The organism is Calyptranema fuscum S582, from assembly GCF_055793305.1.
Window position 1 is genome coordinate 17,081 of the sequence record NZ_JBSLYH010000065.1, and the last position, 18,353, is coordinate 35,433.

Annotated in this window: 12 protein-coding genes, 1 pseudogene and 1 riboswitch; of the genes and pseudogenes, 7 read left to right on the top strand and 6 right to left on the bottom strand. The window is 47.9% G+C overall.

Annotated features, from left to right (window positions below; all coding sequences use genetic code 11):
• Positions 1–246: 246 nt before the first annotated feature.
• The 5 genes from ACR6Z4_RS28575 (at position 247) to ACR6Z4_RS28595 (ending at position 6,932) form a co-directional block, all read left to right on the top strand.
• Positions 247–2,433 (top strand): SPFH domain-containing protein, encoded by a 2,187-nt coding sequence (locus ACR6Z4_RS28575; RefSeq protein ID WP_479720751.1) that lies wholly within the window; start codon positions 247–249, stop codon positions 2,431–2,433.
• A gap of 120 nt (positions 2,434–2,553) precedes the next feature.
• A complete protein-coding gene (locus tag ACR6Z4_RS28580; protein ID WP_479720752.1) occupies positions 2,554–4,512 on the top strand; it encodes a protein kinase domain-containing protein in 1,959 nt (652 codons plus the stop codon).
• Positions 4,513–4,731: 219 nt separating this feature from the next.
• Positions 4,732–4,974: a CDGSH iron-sulfur domain-containing protein gene (locus ACR6Z4_RS28585; protein ID WP_479720761.1), complete on the top strand. Its 243-nt coding sequence runs from the start codon at positions 4,732–4,734 to the stop codon at positions 4,972–4,974.
• Between the two features lie 174 nt (positions 4,975–5,148).
• Positions 5,149–6,102, top strand: a complete 954-nt coding sequence (locus ACR6Z4_RS28590) for a glutathione S-transferase family protein (RefSeq protein WP_479720753.1) — start codon at positions 5,149–5,151, stop codon at positions 6,100–6,102.
• Positions 6,103–6,134: 32 nt separating this feature from the next.
• The gene (locus ACR6Z4_RS28595; protein WP_479720754.1) at positions 6,135–6,932 is read left to right on the top strand and encodes a hypothetical protein; all 798 of its coding nucleotides are present in this window, start codon (positions 6,135–6,137) and stop codon (positions 6,930–6,932) included.
• 346 nt (positions 6,933–7,278) lie between these two features.
• On the opposite strand, the gene ACR6Z4_RS28600 is transcribed toward ACR6Z4_RS28595, so the two are convergent.
• The 3 genes from ACR6Z4_RS28600 to ntrB all read right to left on the bottom strand — a co-directional run bounded on the left by ACR6Z4_RS28600 (position 7,279) and on the right by ntrB (position 10,715).
• A complete protein-coding gene (locus ACR6Z4_RS28600; RefSeq protein WP_479720755.1) occupies positions 7,279–8,121 on the bottom strand; it encodes an ABC transporter ATP-binding protein in 843 nt (280 codons plus the stop codon).
• A 135-nt stretch (positions 8,122–8,256) separates the two neighbouring features.
• A complete protein-coding gene (locus ACR6Z4_RS28605) occupies positions 8,257–9,726 on the bottom strand; it encodes a CmpA/NrtA family ABC transporter substrate-binding protein (RefSeq protein WP_479720756.1) in 1,470 nt (489 codons plus the stop codon).
• A 134-nt stretch (positions 9,727–9,860) separates the two neighbouring features.
• The gene (gene ntrB, locus ACR6Z4_RS28610) at positions 9,861–10,715 is read right to left on the bottom strand and encodes a nitrate ABC transporter permease (protein ID WP_479720762.1); all 855 of its coding nucleotides are present in this window, start codon (positions 10,713–10,715) and stop codon (positions 9,861–9,863) included.
• Between the two features lie 307 nt (positions 10,716–11,022).
• Positions 11,023–11,186: riboswitch (cyclic di-AMP (ydaO/yuaA leader) on the bottom strand.
• A gap of 853 nt (positions 11,187–12,039) precedes the next feature.
• Between ntrB and ACR6Z4_RS28615 the strand changes: the two genes are divergently transcribed.
• Positions 12,040–13,311 (top strand): zinc-dependent alcohol dehydrogenase, encoded by a 1,272-nt coding sequence (locus tag ACR6Z4_RS28615; RefSeq protein ID WP_479720757.1) that lies wholly within the window; start codon positions 12,040–12,042, stop codon positions 13,309–13,311.
• 140 nt (positions 13,312–13,451) lie between these two features.
• Positions 13,452–13,535 (top strand): annotated as a pseudogene (locus ACR6Z4_RS28620) (short-chain dehydrogenase); the annotation flags it as partial.
• 410 nt (positions 13,536–13,945) lie between these two features.
• On the opposite strand, the gene ACR6Z4_RS28625 reads toward ACR6Z4_RS28620, so the two are convergent.
• The 3 genes from ACR6Z4_RS28625 to ACR6Z4_RS28635 all read right to left on the bottom strand — a co-directional run.
• On the bottom strand, positions 13,946–16,417 hold the full coding sequence (locus ACR6Z4_RS28625; RefSeq protein ID WP_479720758.1) for an SdrD B-like domain-containing protein: 2,472 nt from the start codon (positions 16,415–16,417) through the stop codon (positions 13,946–13,948).
• Between the two features lie 1,122 nt (positions 16,418–17,539).
• A complete protein-coding gene (locus tag ACR6Z4_RS28630; RefSeq protein WP_479720759.1) occupies positions 17,540–17,932 on the bottom strand; it encodes an alr0857 family protein in 393 nt (130 codons plus the stop codon).
• A gap of 148 nt (positions 17,933–18,080) precedes the next feature.
• On the bottom strand, positions 18,081–18,353 hold a 273-nt coding region (locus tag ACR6Z4_RS28635; RefSeq protein WP_479720760.1), incomplete at its 5' end, for a hypothetical protein.

Genomic DNA, 18,353 nt, shown 5'->3' on the forward strand with positions numbered 1-18,353 from the left:
CTCACCCCGCTCGCGCCCTGCGCGAAGTCGAAGGGCAACTGAACGAGTAAACCCTCTGTAAACAATCGTCTAAGCACGTTGGCGATCGCTGCCTGACTCCTTCTAGGTTGAGAACTGGAGTGTTCCCCCAGGAAAACTCCAGTTTTTGACTGGAAGAGGTATCGCATTACAACTAGTTTAAGGAATTCCTCTCCGCGAATTTGAAGTGTTACCTTATCCATTACATACCCATCGGGTAAATTCAATATGGAAAGTGACATAGAAAGTTCAACGGATTCGCTTCATTCTGTTCTGCTTTGCTCCAGTACCTCTAAAACACGGTGGTGTCGATCGCTACTTCGCTTCGCTTCATCTGTTACCGCTTCACTGGCGATCGCCACGCTCGGTTCTCCACAACCCGGTCAGGCTTTATCTACCCCTCAAATTCTGCCATCCTCTCCGGTTTTGGCGCAATCTTTGTCGCTAACCCAGCCCACTGCGGTTCTGCAACCGTCTGAAACAGTAGTCGGGCAATTGCCCAGCAATAGCGTTCCCTGGATGTGGGTGCTGATTCCGATTGGGATCGTGGGTGGCATCACAATTGGGCTGTCAGCCGCAGGGTTGGTGGTCATCAGCGAACGTGAAGTAGGAATTGTGGTCAAGAAGGTGTCTTTTTCAGGGCGATCGCTGCCCCCAGGTCGCCTGATTGCAATGGAGGGAGAAGCAGGCTATCAAGCCGACACATTGGCTCCGGGGTGGCACTGGGGCTACTGGCCCTGGCAATATAGTGTGCGCAAAGAATCTGTGATTGTGGTGCCCCAAGGACAAATAGCGCTGCTGGTGGCAAACGATGGTGCCCACAACCCTCCCGAACGCATTTTAGGTAAAGTGGTGCCGTGCGATAACTTCCAGGATGCCCGCAAATTTCTTAGCAATGGTGGCGAAAAAGGTCGTCAGCTTGGGTTCCTCACCGCTGGTACCTATCGGATTAATACCGCTCTGTTTAAGATCATCACCGCAGACACAGCTTCTCAGCATGGCATGTCGCCCGAACATCTTCAGGTGCATACGGTACAGCCCGATAAGGTCGGCATTGTTACAACGATGGATGGTCAACCGATTCCAGTCGGTGAAATTGCGGGCCCCAACGTCGATGACCACGATAACTTTCAAAACGGGCAAAAGTTTATCCAGGCAGGGGGTTGCCGGGGCTTGCAAGAAAAGGTGCTGCTCTCCGGTTCATGGAACTTAAATCCCTGGTTTGTCCGAGTTGAGCAGGTGCCGATGACAGAAATTCCAATCGGCTATGTTGGCGTTGTCGTTTCCTTTGTCGGAGGTGCGCCAGACGATGTGAGTGGGGCTGCCTTTACCCATGGCAATCTGGTCAACGTCGGACATAAAGGCGTCTGGGTGGAACCCCTGTATCCTGGTAAACATCCCCTCAATACGCGGGTGATGAAAGTAGAATTGGTACCGACGATCAACATTGTGTTGAACTGGTCTGATCGCACCGAGCGACACAACTATGACGCAAATCTTGCCGCATTGACAGTACGTTCGACAGACGGATTTGCCTTCGACCTGGAAGTCGCACAAATTATCCATGTGGGTGCGTTGGATGCACCGAAGGTGATTTCGCGAGTGGGGGCAATGCAAAACCTGGTGGATAACGTTTTAGAACCGAGTATTGGTAACTATTTCCGTAACTCGGCGCAAGACTATACGGTGCTAGACTTCTTAAATGCCCGCAGTGAGCGTCAGGCAGAAGCCGCAGAATATATCAAAACAGCCCTCCGCAGTTATGATGTACAAGCCATTGATACGCTGATTGGTGGCATTAAACCTCCCGCAGAGTTGATGCAAACTCAGACCGAACGCAAACTGGCAGAAGAAAAGCGCAAGACGTTTGAAGTTCAGCAAATGGCGCAAACCCAACGTCAGCAACTGGTGCGAGAAACGGCTTTGGCAGATATTCAACAGGAATTGGTGAAGTCTGAACAAAGTGTGACGATCGCTGAATTGCAAGCCAATGCCCAAATCAAACAGGCAACCGGGGATGCCGAATCGACCCGATTACGGGCATCGGGTGAAGCCAATGCCATCCGCGCCACGGGTACAGCTAGAGCCGACACCTACAAAGCCGGGGTAGAAGCATTGGGTACACAAAGTTATACGGCAATGCAGTTGATGCAGATCATTGGCGATCGCCATGTCCGCCTGATTCCAGACATATTGGTTGGAAGCAATGGCAGTAGCTCAGGCTTAGTGGATGGCTTGTTGTCCTTGATTTTGTGGAATCAGACCAATGGCAAAGCCTTCAATCCCAATCAACCCTCTCCGCCCCTTGAAATGCCCGTACCGCCCGGTTTGTCAGAGGCAATCAAGCCTCCTATCGCTTCGGTGGACTCGGCAGCAAATGGGATTCCTCCAGCGCCACCCGTTAAGGCAGACTAAAGGTTAGGATCATAGATTTGATAAGCCCGAAGATTTATTTTTGGAAGTGTGGCGGAGCCGCGCTTCCAAAAATAAACGTCCGGGGTTTAATTAATTTGTGATCCTTAAATCCAGGATTACATGATGCGTTATTGTTTCAATCCCGTTTGTTTAGAGCCGCAGAATTCTGACCTGGATGAATCCTGTCGATTTTGCGGCTCTTCTCTGTGTTTGCGCGATCGCTACTATGCTCTACAAGTCTTGGGAACAGGCGGGTTGGGTCGGACTCTTTTTGCGCTGGATACCCAAACTTCATTGCCCTGTGTGATGAAACAATTTGGTTTGCCGACTGGACAGACACAAGCCAAGGCGATCGCTCAGTTTTACCACGCTGCCCACCATTTACAGGGTTTGGGAAAACATCTTCAGATTCCAGAGTTTCTCAATGCTTTTAGCCAACATGATTGCTTCTATTGGGTGCAATCCTGGATTGAAGGCTCCAATTTATCGGCTGAATTGCAAGATCAAGGAACCTTTGACGAATCCAAAATTTGGCAGATTTTGGATGAGATATTGCCTGTGTTGCAATTGATTCATACCCATCAGATGATTCATCAAGATATTAAGCCAGAGCATTTAATTCGAAGTACAGATGGACATTTAGTATTAGTAGACTTTGAAGCCGCTGAAATCCAGCCTATTTTAGATTTGTATCCCGTCCCTACGTCTCTAGGAAGCCCTGAATATGCGGCTCCAGAACAAGTTCAGGGGCATATTTCGCCTGCCAGCGATCTGTATAGCCTGGGAGTCACCTGTATTCATCTGTTGACAGATCTGTCCCCCTTCGATTTGTTTGACGTCAGCACCAATACCTGGATCTGGGAACAATGCTTGCCACAGCCCATTAGCGATGATTTAACTGTGATTCTCAATTCACTGATTGCAAGTTTAAACCATCAGCGGTTTCAATCTGCCCATGAAGCAATGCGTGCCATCCAGTCTCGGGTTTCCTTTCAGTTGATTCCAGCGATCGCCGCTGCAAGTAAGGTTTCAAGTGCCACGGCAAGTGTAGTTTCAAGCAAAATTTCAAGTACCACGGCAAATACGACCTTGAAAACCGCATCTTCTGCATCACGACCCGATGCGATCGCCAGCACCTGTTTATCTGGACACTCAGGGAGTATCAATGCGATCGCCCTCCATCCAAATCAAGCGATTCTGGCAAGTACCGGGGATGACAGGACACTGAGGCTATGGGATTTAACAACGTCACAAGCGATCGCTGTTCTGACCCCTTTTAAGGGCAGTGGACGAGCGGTCAATTTTAGTCCTGATGGACGATGGTTAGCCGTGGCAGGGGATGACAAAACGATTCAACTGTGGGACTGGCAAACCCGACAACTTACCGCCACGTTGAGCGGACATACAGCCTCGGTGCGATCGCTACACTTTAGTCCCTGTGGACAATTCCTTGCCAGTGCCAGTCGAGATAAAACGATTCGCCTCTGGCAACTTGCGACTCACACAGCGATCGCCACCCTCAGCGGTCATAGTTTGCAAGTTAATGCGATCGCCTTTTCTCCAGAAGGGCACACATTAGCCAGTGCCAGTTGCGATCGCACGGCGCGTTTGTGGTCGGTATTAGTGGATCAGACCCATGCCGAGGCTGCGGCTTTACCCGCGATTCTATCTGCCCATGTGTGGTCAGTAACCACGGTTGCTTTTAGTGCCGATGGGCAATTGCTGGCAACGGGCAGCGAAGACAATACGGTAAAACTTTGGCAGGTTTCAACCGGAAAAGTACGCTACACCTTAACCGGGCATTCATGGTCAATTGCCGCTGTTGCGTTTAGTTCGGACGGCAAACGGTTGCTGAGTGGGAGCTGGGATCACACGGTTAAACTCTGGGATGTTGCCACAGGAGCCGTCGTTGCCAATCTGGTCGGCGCAACCGATGCTATTTATGCGATCGCACTGCGTCAACAGGAGCGATCGCCCGATTGTCAAACAGCAGAATTATCCGATCGCCAGAGTTGGGTGGCGGCAGCTGGTCGTGATGCCTGCATTTATATTTGGCAAGATATTGAACACAATATATAGTCATCTAAATCCGTTGTGAGAGGCGCATCCCTTTGGGGTATGGCTCTCACAACCCATCTGGGATGGCGACATCGAGCAAGATGGCAGGCAAAATTAATTCAATCATCACATCAATCACCGCAGATGCTTGTAAAACGAGATTGCGATCGTATACTGAACGTGTAACGCAGCCTGTTTATGTCGATCCAATCAGAAGATTTATTTGTCCAGGAGGACATCATGACTGAACCTGTGATTGCTGATAAGAAGCCTGTTGTTTTAGAATTGGACGCTGGTACCTATTACTGGTGCAGTTGTGGTCAGTCTAGTAATCAGCCCTATTGTAATGGCGCACACAAAGGCACAGACTTTACACCAATGGTATTTGAACTGGCAGACAAACAAAAAGTTGCCTTATGTTTGTGTAAGCATACCGGCAATCCTCCTTTCTGCGATGGCGCTCACAGTAAATTAGAAGCATAGGGTCAGAGGATTAAATTCAAAGCAACGATTTATTTTCAAACCATAGCGTCACCACGCTTTTGAAAATATAGCGATTCACAGCTTGATAGATGACGGTGTTCTATGAGAGCCGCGCTGAGCGCGGCTCTTACATAAACAATGTACTTCACGCTATAGATCTGCAAGGAGACCATCATGGGGCTGGGTATTTTAGTCGAAGGCAAATGGCTGACGGAACGGGAACAAGAAGATACCCAGGGACGATTTATTCGTCCGGAGACTACCTTTCGTAACCGCATCACTGCCGATGGTGCCAGTGGCTATAAAGCAGAGTTGGGGCGATATCATCTCTATGTGTCGCTGGCATGTCCGTGGGCGCATCGGACGCTAATCATGCGGCAATTAAAAGGATTGGTCGATGCTATTTCGGTTTCCATCGTCGATCCTGTTATCGACCAAAATAGCTGGGAATTTTCCGATGCACCCGGTGCGATCCCAGACACCATCAACCATACGCGTTACTTGTGGGAAGTGTATACCAAAGCAGATCCGCACTACACTGGGCGAGTCACGGTGCCAGTATTGTGGGATAAACAAACCCATACCATTGTTAATAATGAATCGCGTGAAATTATTCGGATGCTAGACACTGAGTTTGGTGCAGTGGTTCCGTCGGAGTTTGACCTCTGTCCCCCAGAGTTGCAGCAACAGATTGACACAACCATTGATGCCATCTATCAACCAATTAATAATGGTGTTTATCGAGCTGGATTTGCCACCACGCAAGCCGCTTATGAAGAAGGAATTGATGATTTATTCGAGGCTTTAGAACATTGGGAAACAGTGCTGGGGCAGCAGCGCTATTTGTGTGGCGATCGCCTGACTGAGGCAGATATCTGTTTGTTTACGACCCTGTTTCGGTTTGATACAGTTTACTATGTCCACTTCAAATGCAATCTGCATCATATTTGGGACTATCCCAATCTCTGGGGATATCTACGAGATATTTACCAAACTCCCGGCGTGAAAGAAACCTGCAATTTAGACCATATCAAACTGCACTATTACAAGAGTCATCCTAAAGTGAATCCGACCCGCATTGTGCCGAAAGGCCCCGTGATTGATTTTGAGTCACCCCATGGGCGGTAAAATAGGAAGCCATCACGGTATGGATAACGGCTATGGTTGTGGGACTCAAATGGCAAATTCTATTCAAAGTGCTACCGTTGACGGTGGTATTTTGCCTGATCAAAGTCGGCATTCATCACCTGGGCTGGGAACCGTGGGAGTTTGATTCATTAACCGGAACTTTATTTGGGGCAGCTACGTTTGTAGTGGCGTTAGTCTTAAGTGGCACCCTGAGCGACTATCGCAGCAGCGAACAAGTCCCGGCTCAAATCGTCAATGCCCTGGAAAGTATTCAAGATATTAATGTCATGCTGGCAACTGCCCACCCCGATTATCAGGCACAGCCGTTGCAGGCAGGTCTTGCCCAGGTTGCCCAATCTACCTATGACTGGTTGATCCATGCCAAAGACATGGCGATCGCCATACAAGCACTGGATCATCTGAATGTTTTGTTTGTCCCGTTAATGCAATTAGGCGGATCGGCGATCGCCAATCGTGTTCACAACGAACAAGCCAAGATTCGTCTTCTCATTGCCCAGATTCAAGCCAATCGAGATACCAATTTTTTAGAACCGGCGTATGTGCTGTTATGGTTATTTCTCACTGGCTCGATTGCTGCCTTGCTACTGGTGCAAACCAACCGTTTTAGCGAAACCCTGACGGTATCTGCTTTTATGTTTACATCTTTTATTTACTTGTTGCTCTTGATTCGCGATCTAGATAATCCGTTTCAGTATGACGGTCGTTCCAGCGTTGATGTAGACCTATCGCCCTTAAAGCAAATTGGCGATCGCCTTGGTTGTTCCAACCCTTATAGTGATCAGATCACGACCAGTGCATTAATTCTTTAATCGGTAACTTAAACACCATAGGTGCTGTGAATCGCTGGGAAATATTAATTCCCATTACCGACTTTAGTAGATAGAGCAAATACAGCAGTAATAAAATCGATAGAGCTTGTCTAAGTCGCTTCATGTTGGGTAAGAACGCTATGACCAACCAGCATAAACACCCCAAATGACTTCTCTGTGGCAATCTTATGACGATTTTTAACCGATTGGATGATATAACACTTGCACCTGGATAAATGATGGTTATTGTGAGAGGCGCACCCCGAAGGAGTGCGCCTCTCACAATTCATTTGGGATTGCTATCGTCTTTGGTCAATGGCAAACATTAGGGTTCGAATGCTTCGCCTTAATCATCTTGGTTAAAGTGGTGATCAAGAAAGTTTAAAGCATGGTTGCGGAGTTCGTAATAGGCTGGTAGTTCTCGCAGTTCTTTGATGTTACGAGGATGCGCAAACGGTACGTCAATAATTTCGCCAATGGTCGCAGCGGGTCCATTCGTCATTAAGACAATTCGATCCGACATATACAACGCTTCATCAACATCATGGGTAATCATCATGACAGACTGGCGATTTGTTTCCCAAATGTCTAAAACCTGTCGTTGCAACTTGCCACGGGTGAGGGCATCTAATGCACCAAACGGTTCATCCATAAGTAGCATCGTTGGGCGAATAGCTAACGCACGGGCAATCCCTACCCGTTGTTTCATGCCGCCTGATAGTTCGTCTGGATATTTGTTGGCAGCCGCATTTAGATTCACCATTGCCAGGTGTTGATTTACGATCTGTGTTTTTTCAGCCGGGGACGCATGGTCGAGCACTTCATCCACCGCCAGACGAATATTTTCACGCACGGTCAACCAGGGCAGCAGGGAATAATTTTGAAACACCATCATGCGCTCGGCACCGGGTTTGCGAATTTCTTTGCCACGTAATCGAATCGAACCGTTAGTGGCTTTTTCTAAACCCGCTACGATCTTGATCAACGTGGATTTGCCGCAACCAGAGTGCCCAATTAACGTCACAAATTCGTCTTCCCGGATCGTCAGGTTAATGTCATTGAGAACGAGTAATTCATTGCCATCCAATGTTTTGTAGACTTTGGTTAGATTTTGAATCACTAGAAAATCGTCTGAATTGGCAGTGGATTGGCGATCGCCATTCACAGATAGGAGGGTAGGTTTAACCATGATCGATCTCCTGAAGTAAGGTGGGCTGAGCTAAGTTAAGGATCACAAATTCAATAACCTGTAGTTCTTTTTGAGAGAGCGACGGCTCCGCCGTTGCTCTCTCAAAAAGAAGTGGGTTTTATTAAATTCACGATCCTAAGATAAGAAAATAGGCTGAGGACGATTGGCACGAATTTCAAAGTTGTTGAGATATTGAATCGGCTGGCTGGGGTCAAATTCTTTGCGATCGATGAACCGATCGCCAGGTTCAACGGCATAGTCTTCTGCCGGACATGGAATTCCCATTTCGGTAGCAATTTCCCGATAGAGATCTGTTCTCCAAGCCAGACGAGCTTTGCGCTCAGCGTCGGCAGGAAATTCGGGAATTTGTCCCCAGCGAGCCGCTTGGGTCATCAACCACAGGCTATGCGATTGCCAGAGAAACGTAGAATGATCCCCAGGCATATGAGCAATATCTGGTGGTAGATCAAAAAATAGGGTAGTTTCAGCCGACTGGATTGTGCGATCTTTGCCATCAAAGCCACCGTAGTTGTAGTTACCGACCAGAGCCGGTCCCGTGAATTTGGTGATGCAATCGGGTAAAGAATCAATGTTGTCATCATTGATCTCAGTCGGCGCAACACATTTTCTCGGTTTAGCTCCAGTAAACGACCGACTGGTAATAATTTTGGCAACTTCTTCTCGGTTTGCCGGGTCGCTGCAATATTGACACGCTTCAATCATGGCTTTGACCAGAGAGCGATAGGTTTTGGGATTTTCGTCAATAAACGACTCCATCACTGCCAAGACGCGATCGGGGTGTCCGCGCCAGATTTCTTGCCCCTGAGCAAACGTAAATCCTACTCCTTCGTTGCCCTCGATAGCTCTGGTGTTCCAGGGTTCTGCCACCATATAGGCTTGCATGTTGCCAATTCGCATATTGACCACCATCTGCGGAGGTGGAACGATAATGATGCGAAATTCTTCCACCGGATCAACACCAACCGCTGCCACCATATAACGAACAAAGTATTCGTAAATCGATGAACTGAGCACAACTGCCCAGACCCGGCTTTCGGGTGGTAAGCCTTCAAAATAGCGGCGAAAGTCTTGCCCAAACGTTTCAAAATCGCCATTGTATTCATGCAGCGGACGAATTCCGGCATCCCACATGGCTTTGTTCATCGTCATCGCATTGCCATGACGGTGGATGGTCATAGCAGCGCACATAGGCGCATGGCGTGCGCCTTCTGCCCCGATGCGGGCATTGGTGACCGCACCCGAGACAACAGGGGACGCATCCAATCGCCCAAAAATTACACCATCCCGAGACGTCCCCCAACTCGCTTCACGGCTGAGCGTGACGTTTAATCCATACTTGTGAAAAAAGCCCTTGGTATAGGCGATCGCAAATGGTGCGCAATCATTAACAGGCACAAACCCTACCGTTAAATTCGGCTTTTCTAACGTGCTGGGATCAACAACCGGGGCAACGGCTGCCTCGGCGATCGCAGAAAATGGGGTACCCGTTTGTTGTCCCCGGATAGTGCTACAGGCTGCAAATGCTGTGCTCGCCGCCAACCCCCCTAAACCATAGAGGAGCGATCGCCGACTGATATAACTCATAGGCACCTCAACAAAGTATGCAATCAGGTTCGTAATGTCGTGTATGTCGCAATTTTCAATGGCATAACGTAGAGATTGCTGAGAGAGCCGTGCGCGGCACGGCTCTCTCCCAACACCATTGATCCGTGCAAGCGCTATAACGTAGTGCTGACGGGGCGATGGGTAACAATTTGCTGGATTTTGCCGATGAGAAAATCCAGAATCAAGCCCGTACCCCCAATCACCAAAATTGCCAGAAAGACCGAGTTCAAATTCAAGCGGCTCCATTCATCCCACACAAAGAAGCCAATCCCAATGCCACCCGTCAACATTTCCACTGCCACAATTACCAACCAGGCAATTCCTAAACTGATTCGCAAGCCTGTGAAAATATAGGGCAGGCTAGCAGGCAAAATAATTTTGATGATTTGTCGCCATTTCGGCATTTCCAATACCCGTGCCACATCTGTGTAGTCTTTAGAAACGCTGGCAACCCCCAAGGCGGTGTTAATGATGGTGGGCCATAGCGACGTAATAAAAATGACAAAAATAGCCGATGGATTTGCCAGGTTGAAAATTGCCAGAGCGATTGGTAACCAGGCAACAGGCGAAACCGGACGAAAAATTTGAATAATCGGGTTAATTGCCAGCATGGCTTGTTTAGACATGCCAATCAAAAACCCGATGGGGATTGCCACCAGCGACCCCAAAGCAAAACCCAGAAATACGCGCCGCAGACTGGCTAACAACAACCAACCAATGCCCAAATCACCGGGTCCCCGGCGATAAAACGGATGCAACACGTAATCTAGATTGGCAGTGAACGCTTCCAAAGGCGTCGGCAATAAACTCGTGAAAAACGTCGCCACGACCCACCACACCAGGATCACACCAGAAAACCCAAGCAGGGGTAAAATAACGGCTTCCTGAATAAGCAGTGGACGCAGCGATCGCCGCCAAGCAACCTGAGCCGTAAGCAAAATAATTTGAATATTGAAATGCAGCAGCATCGAATCCTCCCGGAAGTGCGAGGTGAACGCAAACCAGCGGACGCTTGCCTCTGGGTAGAGTGCATCAAAACGCGTCCTCGAACGAACTGCCGGAGCTAGATTTAAAGCTGTCAGACCCATACCATCATTGCTCTGGCTAGAGCAAATCCCGTAGCGGATACCTGCCTAAATCTACCTACTGACGCAGTAACGGTGTGGAGATTCAAGCAACGACTAAGCTCGATCCATTAGCAAAGCTGACAGACGGCTTAATGTGTTGCTGACGTTGAGGACACTGAAGAATATCAAGCTAAAAAATGCTGACTCTTCAGTCTCCCCCCAATGCCTACGGAGTTAGCTGACGGGCTAGGGCTGAGAGGTGCCCTTCCAGGAGAGATTGTGGAATCTGTTCTAGATTCGCCCCAAAGTTTGGTTCCCCCGCTCCCCGGTCATCTCTTAACTGATGTAAGGGGGATTCGGCTGACTTACTGTTATTGAGTTTTGATTAAACTAACATTGACTCACAGGTTCAGTCAATCTTTCTTTTGAAAGATAGTAAAGATAGTAAGGATCACAGATTAATTACTCTGTACTTTTTTTGAGAGAGCGACGGCTCTGCCGTCGCTCTCTCAAAAAAAGTAGGGCATTGCTAGATCGGATATGAATTAATCAAAAAGTGGTAGCGTGCGATCAGCCACATTGATGCAACAGGGATAGGCTATTCAGCCATCTGCAACATCGAAATAGAGTAGTCCTAAAATCGAGTTAGTGTACTGGATTCCCTTCTCAGAATAATGTTGGGCGATCGCCAGGAAAATTACAGTTGAGCAACTTTATGACCTGCCAACACGACCCGTCAACATCACACAATCTCACTCAAAAGGCTTAACCGCTCCATCGACGAATATGCCTCAAGAGTGGGAGGAAAAGATAAAGTTAGTCGCCTAGGATAGGGGCACAGATCGTCGGTGGCAGAGCGATTACCCCTCAGGGAAACTGCTTCACAACACAGCGATGGTGATGTTTCACAGGGATGCTGCAACTGTGTTTCAGTAGCCACGAGTTCTCTTTAAGGTCACTGTTGCCCATCGTAGCTACGAACTGACCGGGCTATGCCAATTCCCCTGCGGAAGAACAACCAGACCTGATTCAGTCCTGATTCATACTGCAAGTCCCAATGATGGTGAGTTATCAGACCTGCTTGACTAAACTCAAGTAACCAAGAAGCAGTACCTGGAGGATGGCAAGTTTCGATTGAAACCAATGCAATCTTTCAAAGTGAGTAGACCGTTTGAAGTTACAGATTTTTTAACAAATTCAGTTGAAACATTGTCAGGAGATTTTCATGAAAGCAGTTGTGTTTCATAGTATTGGCGATATTCGTTTAGATAATGTTTCAGAACCGAAAATTCAAGAACCAACGGATGCGATTATCCGCTTAACCGCCAGCGCGATTTGCGGAACGGATCTCCACATGATTCGCGGTACGTTTCCAGGCATGGAACCCGGAACCATTCTGGGTCATGAAGGCGTTGGCATTGTTGAAGAGATTGGTTCTAACGTGCGGAACTTGAAGGTGGGCGATCGCGTTGTTGTTCCTTCCACAATCGCCTGCGGTTATTGCTCCTACTGCCGCTCTGGATATCATTCTCAGTGTGATACGGCTAATCCCAATGGTTCTCAAGCAGGAACCGCCTTCTTTGGTGGACCAGCAACCACGGGACCGTTTAATGGATTGCAGGCAGAGTATGCTCGCATTCCCTATGCCAATGCTGGATTAGTGAAACTACCCAACGAAGTGGATGACGATCAGGCAATTATGATTTCGGATATCTTTCCAACCGCTTATTTCGGGGCAGAGCTGGCAGAGATTAAGGATGGCGATACCGTAGCGGTGTTTGGTTGTGGTCCCGTGGGACAATTTGCGATCGCCAGTGCCAAATTGCTGGGAGCTGGACGAATTTTGGCGATCGATACGATTCCCTCTCGTCTGGAAATGGCACAGGCACAAGGAGCCGAAATTATCGACTTCAACAAAGAAGATCCGATTGAGGCAATTCAAAGTTTAACGGGTGGCATTGGTGTAGATCGGGCAATCGACGCGGTTGGAGTCGATGCCGTTGCGCCCAACAGTGGACCCGCAGCTGAGAAAGCTTTAAAACAAGTAGAACAGTTTCAGCAAGAGCTGCAAAAGATTGCACCGGAAACCAATCCGCAAAATGGCAATTGGCATCCCGGCAATGCCCCCTCTCAAGCATTGGAATGGGCAGTACAGGGGCTTGCAAAAGCCGGGACACTTTCCATCATTGGGGTCTATCCACTGACCCACAAATTCTTTCCAATTGGCATGGCAATGAACAAGAATTTGACGCTGAAGATGGGCAACTGTAACCACCGCAAATACATTCCATCAATTGTGGATTTGGTTCACAGTGGGGTTGTTGATCCAAAAATGATCCTGACCCAGGTTGAACCGATGACGAATGTGATTGATGCTTACAAAGCCTTTGATCAGCGTAAATCGGGCTGGGTCAAAGTAGAACTCAAACCTATTGCAAACAGTTCAAGTCAGAACCCTCAAGCCCAAAATCATCAAAGTCAAGTGAAGGTTAGGTGAGATGATTTTAGCTATTGTCGAACCATTGAGGATACTGATTCGCGCTTACCCTAATGATTTGAGGCTTGTTATCAACAAGCCATTTCAAGAATTGCATGATGAAGTTGCATTATGACTGCGAAAAGCTGGTGAATGCAGTGGCGATCGTCACAGGTTCCGATTCCAGGATTGGACAAGCTATAGCGATCGCCTTTGCCCGTGAAGATGCAGATGTCGCAATCAGTCGCAATTACTTATTTGGAAGATCAGCAAGGGGCTGAACATACGTAGAATCTCGCGATCCAAACCGCCAACATTAAGTCCTTTCATGAAAAGCCAGACGATACAGCAGTGTGCAAGTTCGTTAAGTACAGAAACGGTGTTGTGGGGCGCTCCGCGCCCCACAACACCGTACTGAATCAACCTGCATAGTGCTATAAAGTCTTTGCCTACATTCGTTGAAATGAGGCAGGATCGCGAGTCATTGTCGTTGTCAATTCAGGGGAGTAGAGGGCGGTGCCCCCACGCAGGGGTTTCACCCCTGCACCCCGTCCTAACCCTAATGCGTACCGCTTAAAAATTGCTAAGAGGGTTGTTTTTTCGTGCGCGAAGCGCACGAAAAAACAACTTTTAAACCAGACCCTGGCTCTATGACTTAGAGCAACACATTAGATGTGGATATGGCAGTAACCCCAGTCAACGTAATCGTGCCACCCGCAAACGCAGTCAGATCAATCAACAAATTGCCGTTAACTGTGCTGATGCTGCTATTCAGTTGAGTTTGTGATAGCCCTAAAGCGGTCAGGTCAATCACGTTATTTGATCCAGATTTGCTGGATGATGCAGAAAAATCAGCAATGGTATCATTCCCAAAATACTTGTCAAAAACAAACGTGTTGGGACCTTTGCCACCGTACAGGATGTCGTCGCCCTGACCACCATTGATACGGTCTTTGCCGTTGCCACCCGACACCGTATCATCTCCACCAAACCCATTTAGGGTGTCACTACTGTTTGAGCCGACAATTGAATCAGCAAACGTTGTGCCTTTAATCACATCACTCTTGACGTTCTTACCACTATCTCCAGAAAATTGAATGCCGGTGGGCATTTTGGTAGAGTTTAAAACAGTAGTTGCACTCAGATCGAGGTTTTCCTGGGTGACTCGATTGTTAATCTGTAAGACATTAATGCTATCGGGCAACTTGATTTGATAGAGGGTTCCCACCGTGGTTCGATCGGGGATGTAGTCATAGAAATCAATGGTTGCAGTTCCCGTCGTCGGATTGCACCCTTGATAGTCGGGTGAAATATTGATGATGTAGTTTTTGGTAGGATCGGTCAGATTAGCATCAACAAATGCCTGGAAAGACCCACCTGTAAACGTCAATTCAACGATGCTGTCACGTCTCAGGACTTGTCCAGCCACAAGCGTTTGCGTGAAGGGCACAATGGGGGTGCCATCCTCCTCGGCATGGTAGAGGGCAGAAAACTCAGCAAAGGACGTTTCACCATTCTTCTCAAAAAAGGACGCTGAATTTTCAATGCCAAACAAACCTTGATCCATCAAATCCAAGAATGTATTCAGCACGCCAGAGGAGTCGGAATTGCCCGACATGTCGGTGAAGGGTTGAATATCTACGTCCGGGTCTTGACTCCAGAGCAATAGAAAATTGGCAAACCCAAAGGTGCGAGTGTAGTCGGTGCTGCCGCTGACCTTGGTATCCGTATCAAAGGTTTGATCTTCTGCCGAAAATAATGAGTAAATATCTCCCGCCGACGTTGTGACCTGAGCATCAGATCGGAGAATAGACAACGATTGTGAAGTTGTGGCATTGCCATAGCCCACAATTGACGCTGTCAATTGTGCAGGATCAAATGCCTTAAAGGTAATGGCACTTTCTCCAGCATTTTTAATGAAATCACCCCCCACATATTGGGTCCCTGAAACCACAGCATTGCCATAATCGTCTGGGTTAGAACTATCCAGAAAACTGTACGAAAAACTGAGGGGAACGATGTTGGCTGAGTTGGTGACTTGATTGGTGACTCGGATTACCGCTTCACCATGAGCAGCGATCGCATCAATTTTGATCCGCACCGTTTGATCGTTGCCATCGCCATCATCAAGCAGCGTGATAGGTGTGTTATCCCCCACAACGCTAATCAATTGGACAAAGTCATGGGAAGCAGCAACGTCTAAAATAACCGAAGTTGCTGAAGTAGCGTTATCGTTTTTGATGCGGATCAGTTGGTCATAGGTGCCACCAATTTCGGGTAGCAAAAATGGAACAGTTTCTGGCTCGTACAGACCGTCGTTATCAGTATCGATGTTATCCACATCCAAACGACGGGAGACTAAAACTGAGGAACCTGTGGCATCAAACTCAATCGACACATCTAAATTGGTGGGTGCTAATAACCCGGCATCGATGGCATTGTTGACTTCACCCGATTTTAGAGTGATGGTTTGACTGCTGGGAGTACTAAACCCATAGCCTGGTGCCAGAAAATCGACGGTATAAAGCCCCGGTTTCAATCCCGTAAAGCCATAGTTACCTTGAGCATTGGTCAGTTGGGTCAGAGTCAGATCATCGCTGGTACCCAATTGCCCGTCTGTGCCTGCTCCGGTGAGTGTGACGGTAATCCCTTCAACACCTGTTTCGCCACCGTCTTGGGCACCGTTGCCATTGAGGTCGAGAAAAACAGAATCACCAATACTTGCTGTGCGATAGAAGCCTGCATCAATCGTGTTAGTGGTGGTATTGGAGACAAGGGTAAAGGTTGCTGTTTTTCCGGTAGTGGCGTTGACATCACTGTCAAGCGCATCATTGTTTCCTTGATCGACCGGGCTAAACAGATAGGTACTATTCAGGGGTACGAACTGAAGGCTGTAAACACCAGGATTTGCTTTAAAGCTATAGGAGCCATTGGCAGCCGTTGTGGTGGTGGCAACGACTGTTCCATATTTATTAATTAGTTTTACCGTGACGTTGGCAAGACCAGACTCACCCGCATCTTGAATGCCATTTGCATTCAAATCTTCAAATACAAAATCTCCAACAAAAGCTGGCAAAACCTGGGGGTAAGTGCCGCCAGTCTGACTGGTATAAGATGTGGACGCCATTGAGTTGTTTCCTCTTCAAACGCTCTCTGCAAATCTGTGATTACTAGTTCCAAAGTTGAGAAGGGACCACAGCAGGTGTGGCTCGACTTAGGGTGTTATCTTGCGTACAAATCCGAGGCTGAAGCCGCTGATCAAAGCTGGTAGACCTAATTAAAAGTTTTGCAATGGGGTGCGGGGGTTTCACCCCTGCGTGGGGGCTGCGCCCCCATCCCCGGTGTTGCAAAATTTAGTGTCTGCACGACGGGTGGGAAGAGTCGGGTCAAGGTTGTAGAAACCTGACATCACATCTCCACCAATTCAGCGGATGAGTATGAATGGCTCTTAGGATCGTGGACTTAATAAAACCGAAGATTTATTTTTGTCAGCGCGGCTCCGCCGCGCTGACAAAAATAAACGTCCGGGTTTTAATGAATTGGTGATCCTTAGTGCCGCGACGAAGGGGGTTCGTCTTAGAAGAGGAGAGTAGCGATGTAACTGGAGTTGTGTTGGACTCGGACCGAATTTGAACATGATTTCTAGCGAACAGCAAACTAGACCCAAACACAGATTGCGATCGCCTATTAGACTCGCCTGGTATGGGCTTAAGTCTAATGAAATCACTTGAGTAGACACACCATAGTCTGCTCTTTCAGCAATAGAAGAGGCAGAACCGGACAAGAATCACCGATCGATAACAGCACCGATAAAAATTAGAATCACCTGATGGAAGACCCGTACACTAAAAATGTAAGTTTTTAAGCACTACTATAGTTAATACGTAGTTTTACGTAAGTTCTCACGAAATCTCCGTATTTTTCTGGAACTTCACTAAATTTTTACGAAACCTCATTATTTCTGTGAAACTCTCTCACTTATACGGCGATCGCTATGTGGCTGTTCCCCAGAAAAGCAACTGAATTGCCAGTAAGATTTCGTTATTTTGGTACGATTTGATACTTAAACTAAACGGATCTCAAACCCCTCTGTTATGGAGTAAGGCACCCACGATCAAGCGCATTGAATGTTGTCAACGCTACGCCCTCAAAACCTGAAGGGTAATGGGTTGAAAAGCGGCGCTCCGCGCCGCTTTTCAACCCATTACCCTTCAGAACCCCTATGAAAATCAACGGGTCTAATTGATTCTTAAAACAGGGCAGATGAGGAAACATAAGCCTGGGAGGCTTGCCACAAATCAACCAGTAGACATTCTGTGCGATCGCCTAACATCGCCACAAACACACCTTCGGTGGTGTCGGTTTTCGAAGACAGCCAGATGCCTTGAACGCTGACTTCAACATAATCGGCATCACACACGGTGAGCGTGACTTTGGCGATCGCGTCTGTTTTGAGCACCTTATCCAGGGTCGAGAATTCTATCACCTGTCTAGAAAGCAACAACGACGCCGAACACGCTTCCATTTGCAGCCGATATCCGGCGCGCAAAGACAAAACGGTACGTAAGCCGATCCATTCTTCCAACGATTGGCTGGATTGTTCCAGTAACACACCTGTCTCAAGGTAAGTAATTTTCAACATGACCGGAGAGTTCCTTGTTCGGTTTGTTGGTGACAACTTGCAACAACGGTGAATCACAAACACGGGGTGAAACAGGTATGGATGGTCATACAAGAACCCCCGCCTCTGTGAATCAGAAGCGGGGGTTGAGAAAACGTTGTGGAGTTCTCTAGTCCGACATGGGCACAGCGATCGCTCTGTACCTCCCGCTTTGATTATTGGGTTTATATACATCTGGCTGTTGATTGACGGACAGATCATCTCTATCTATTCCGCCGATAAACAGTGGTAAAACTTTTAAGCCACGGCTAAACCAACCAGATTTCAACGGCGCTGCCGCATTCCCCATGCCGCCCCTGATCAGGAGCGCTAAATGGGTGGCTTGCGGTGAAATCGTGGTGTTTAACATCGGCTGTGGGATAAACCTATCAATAAACTTACG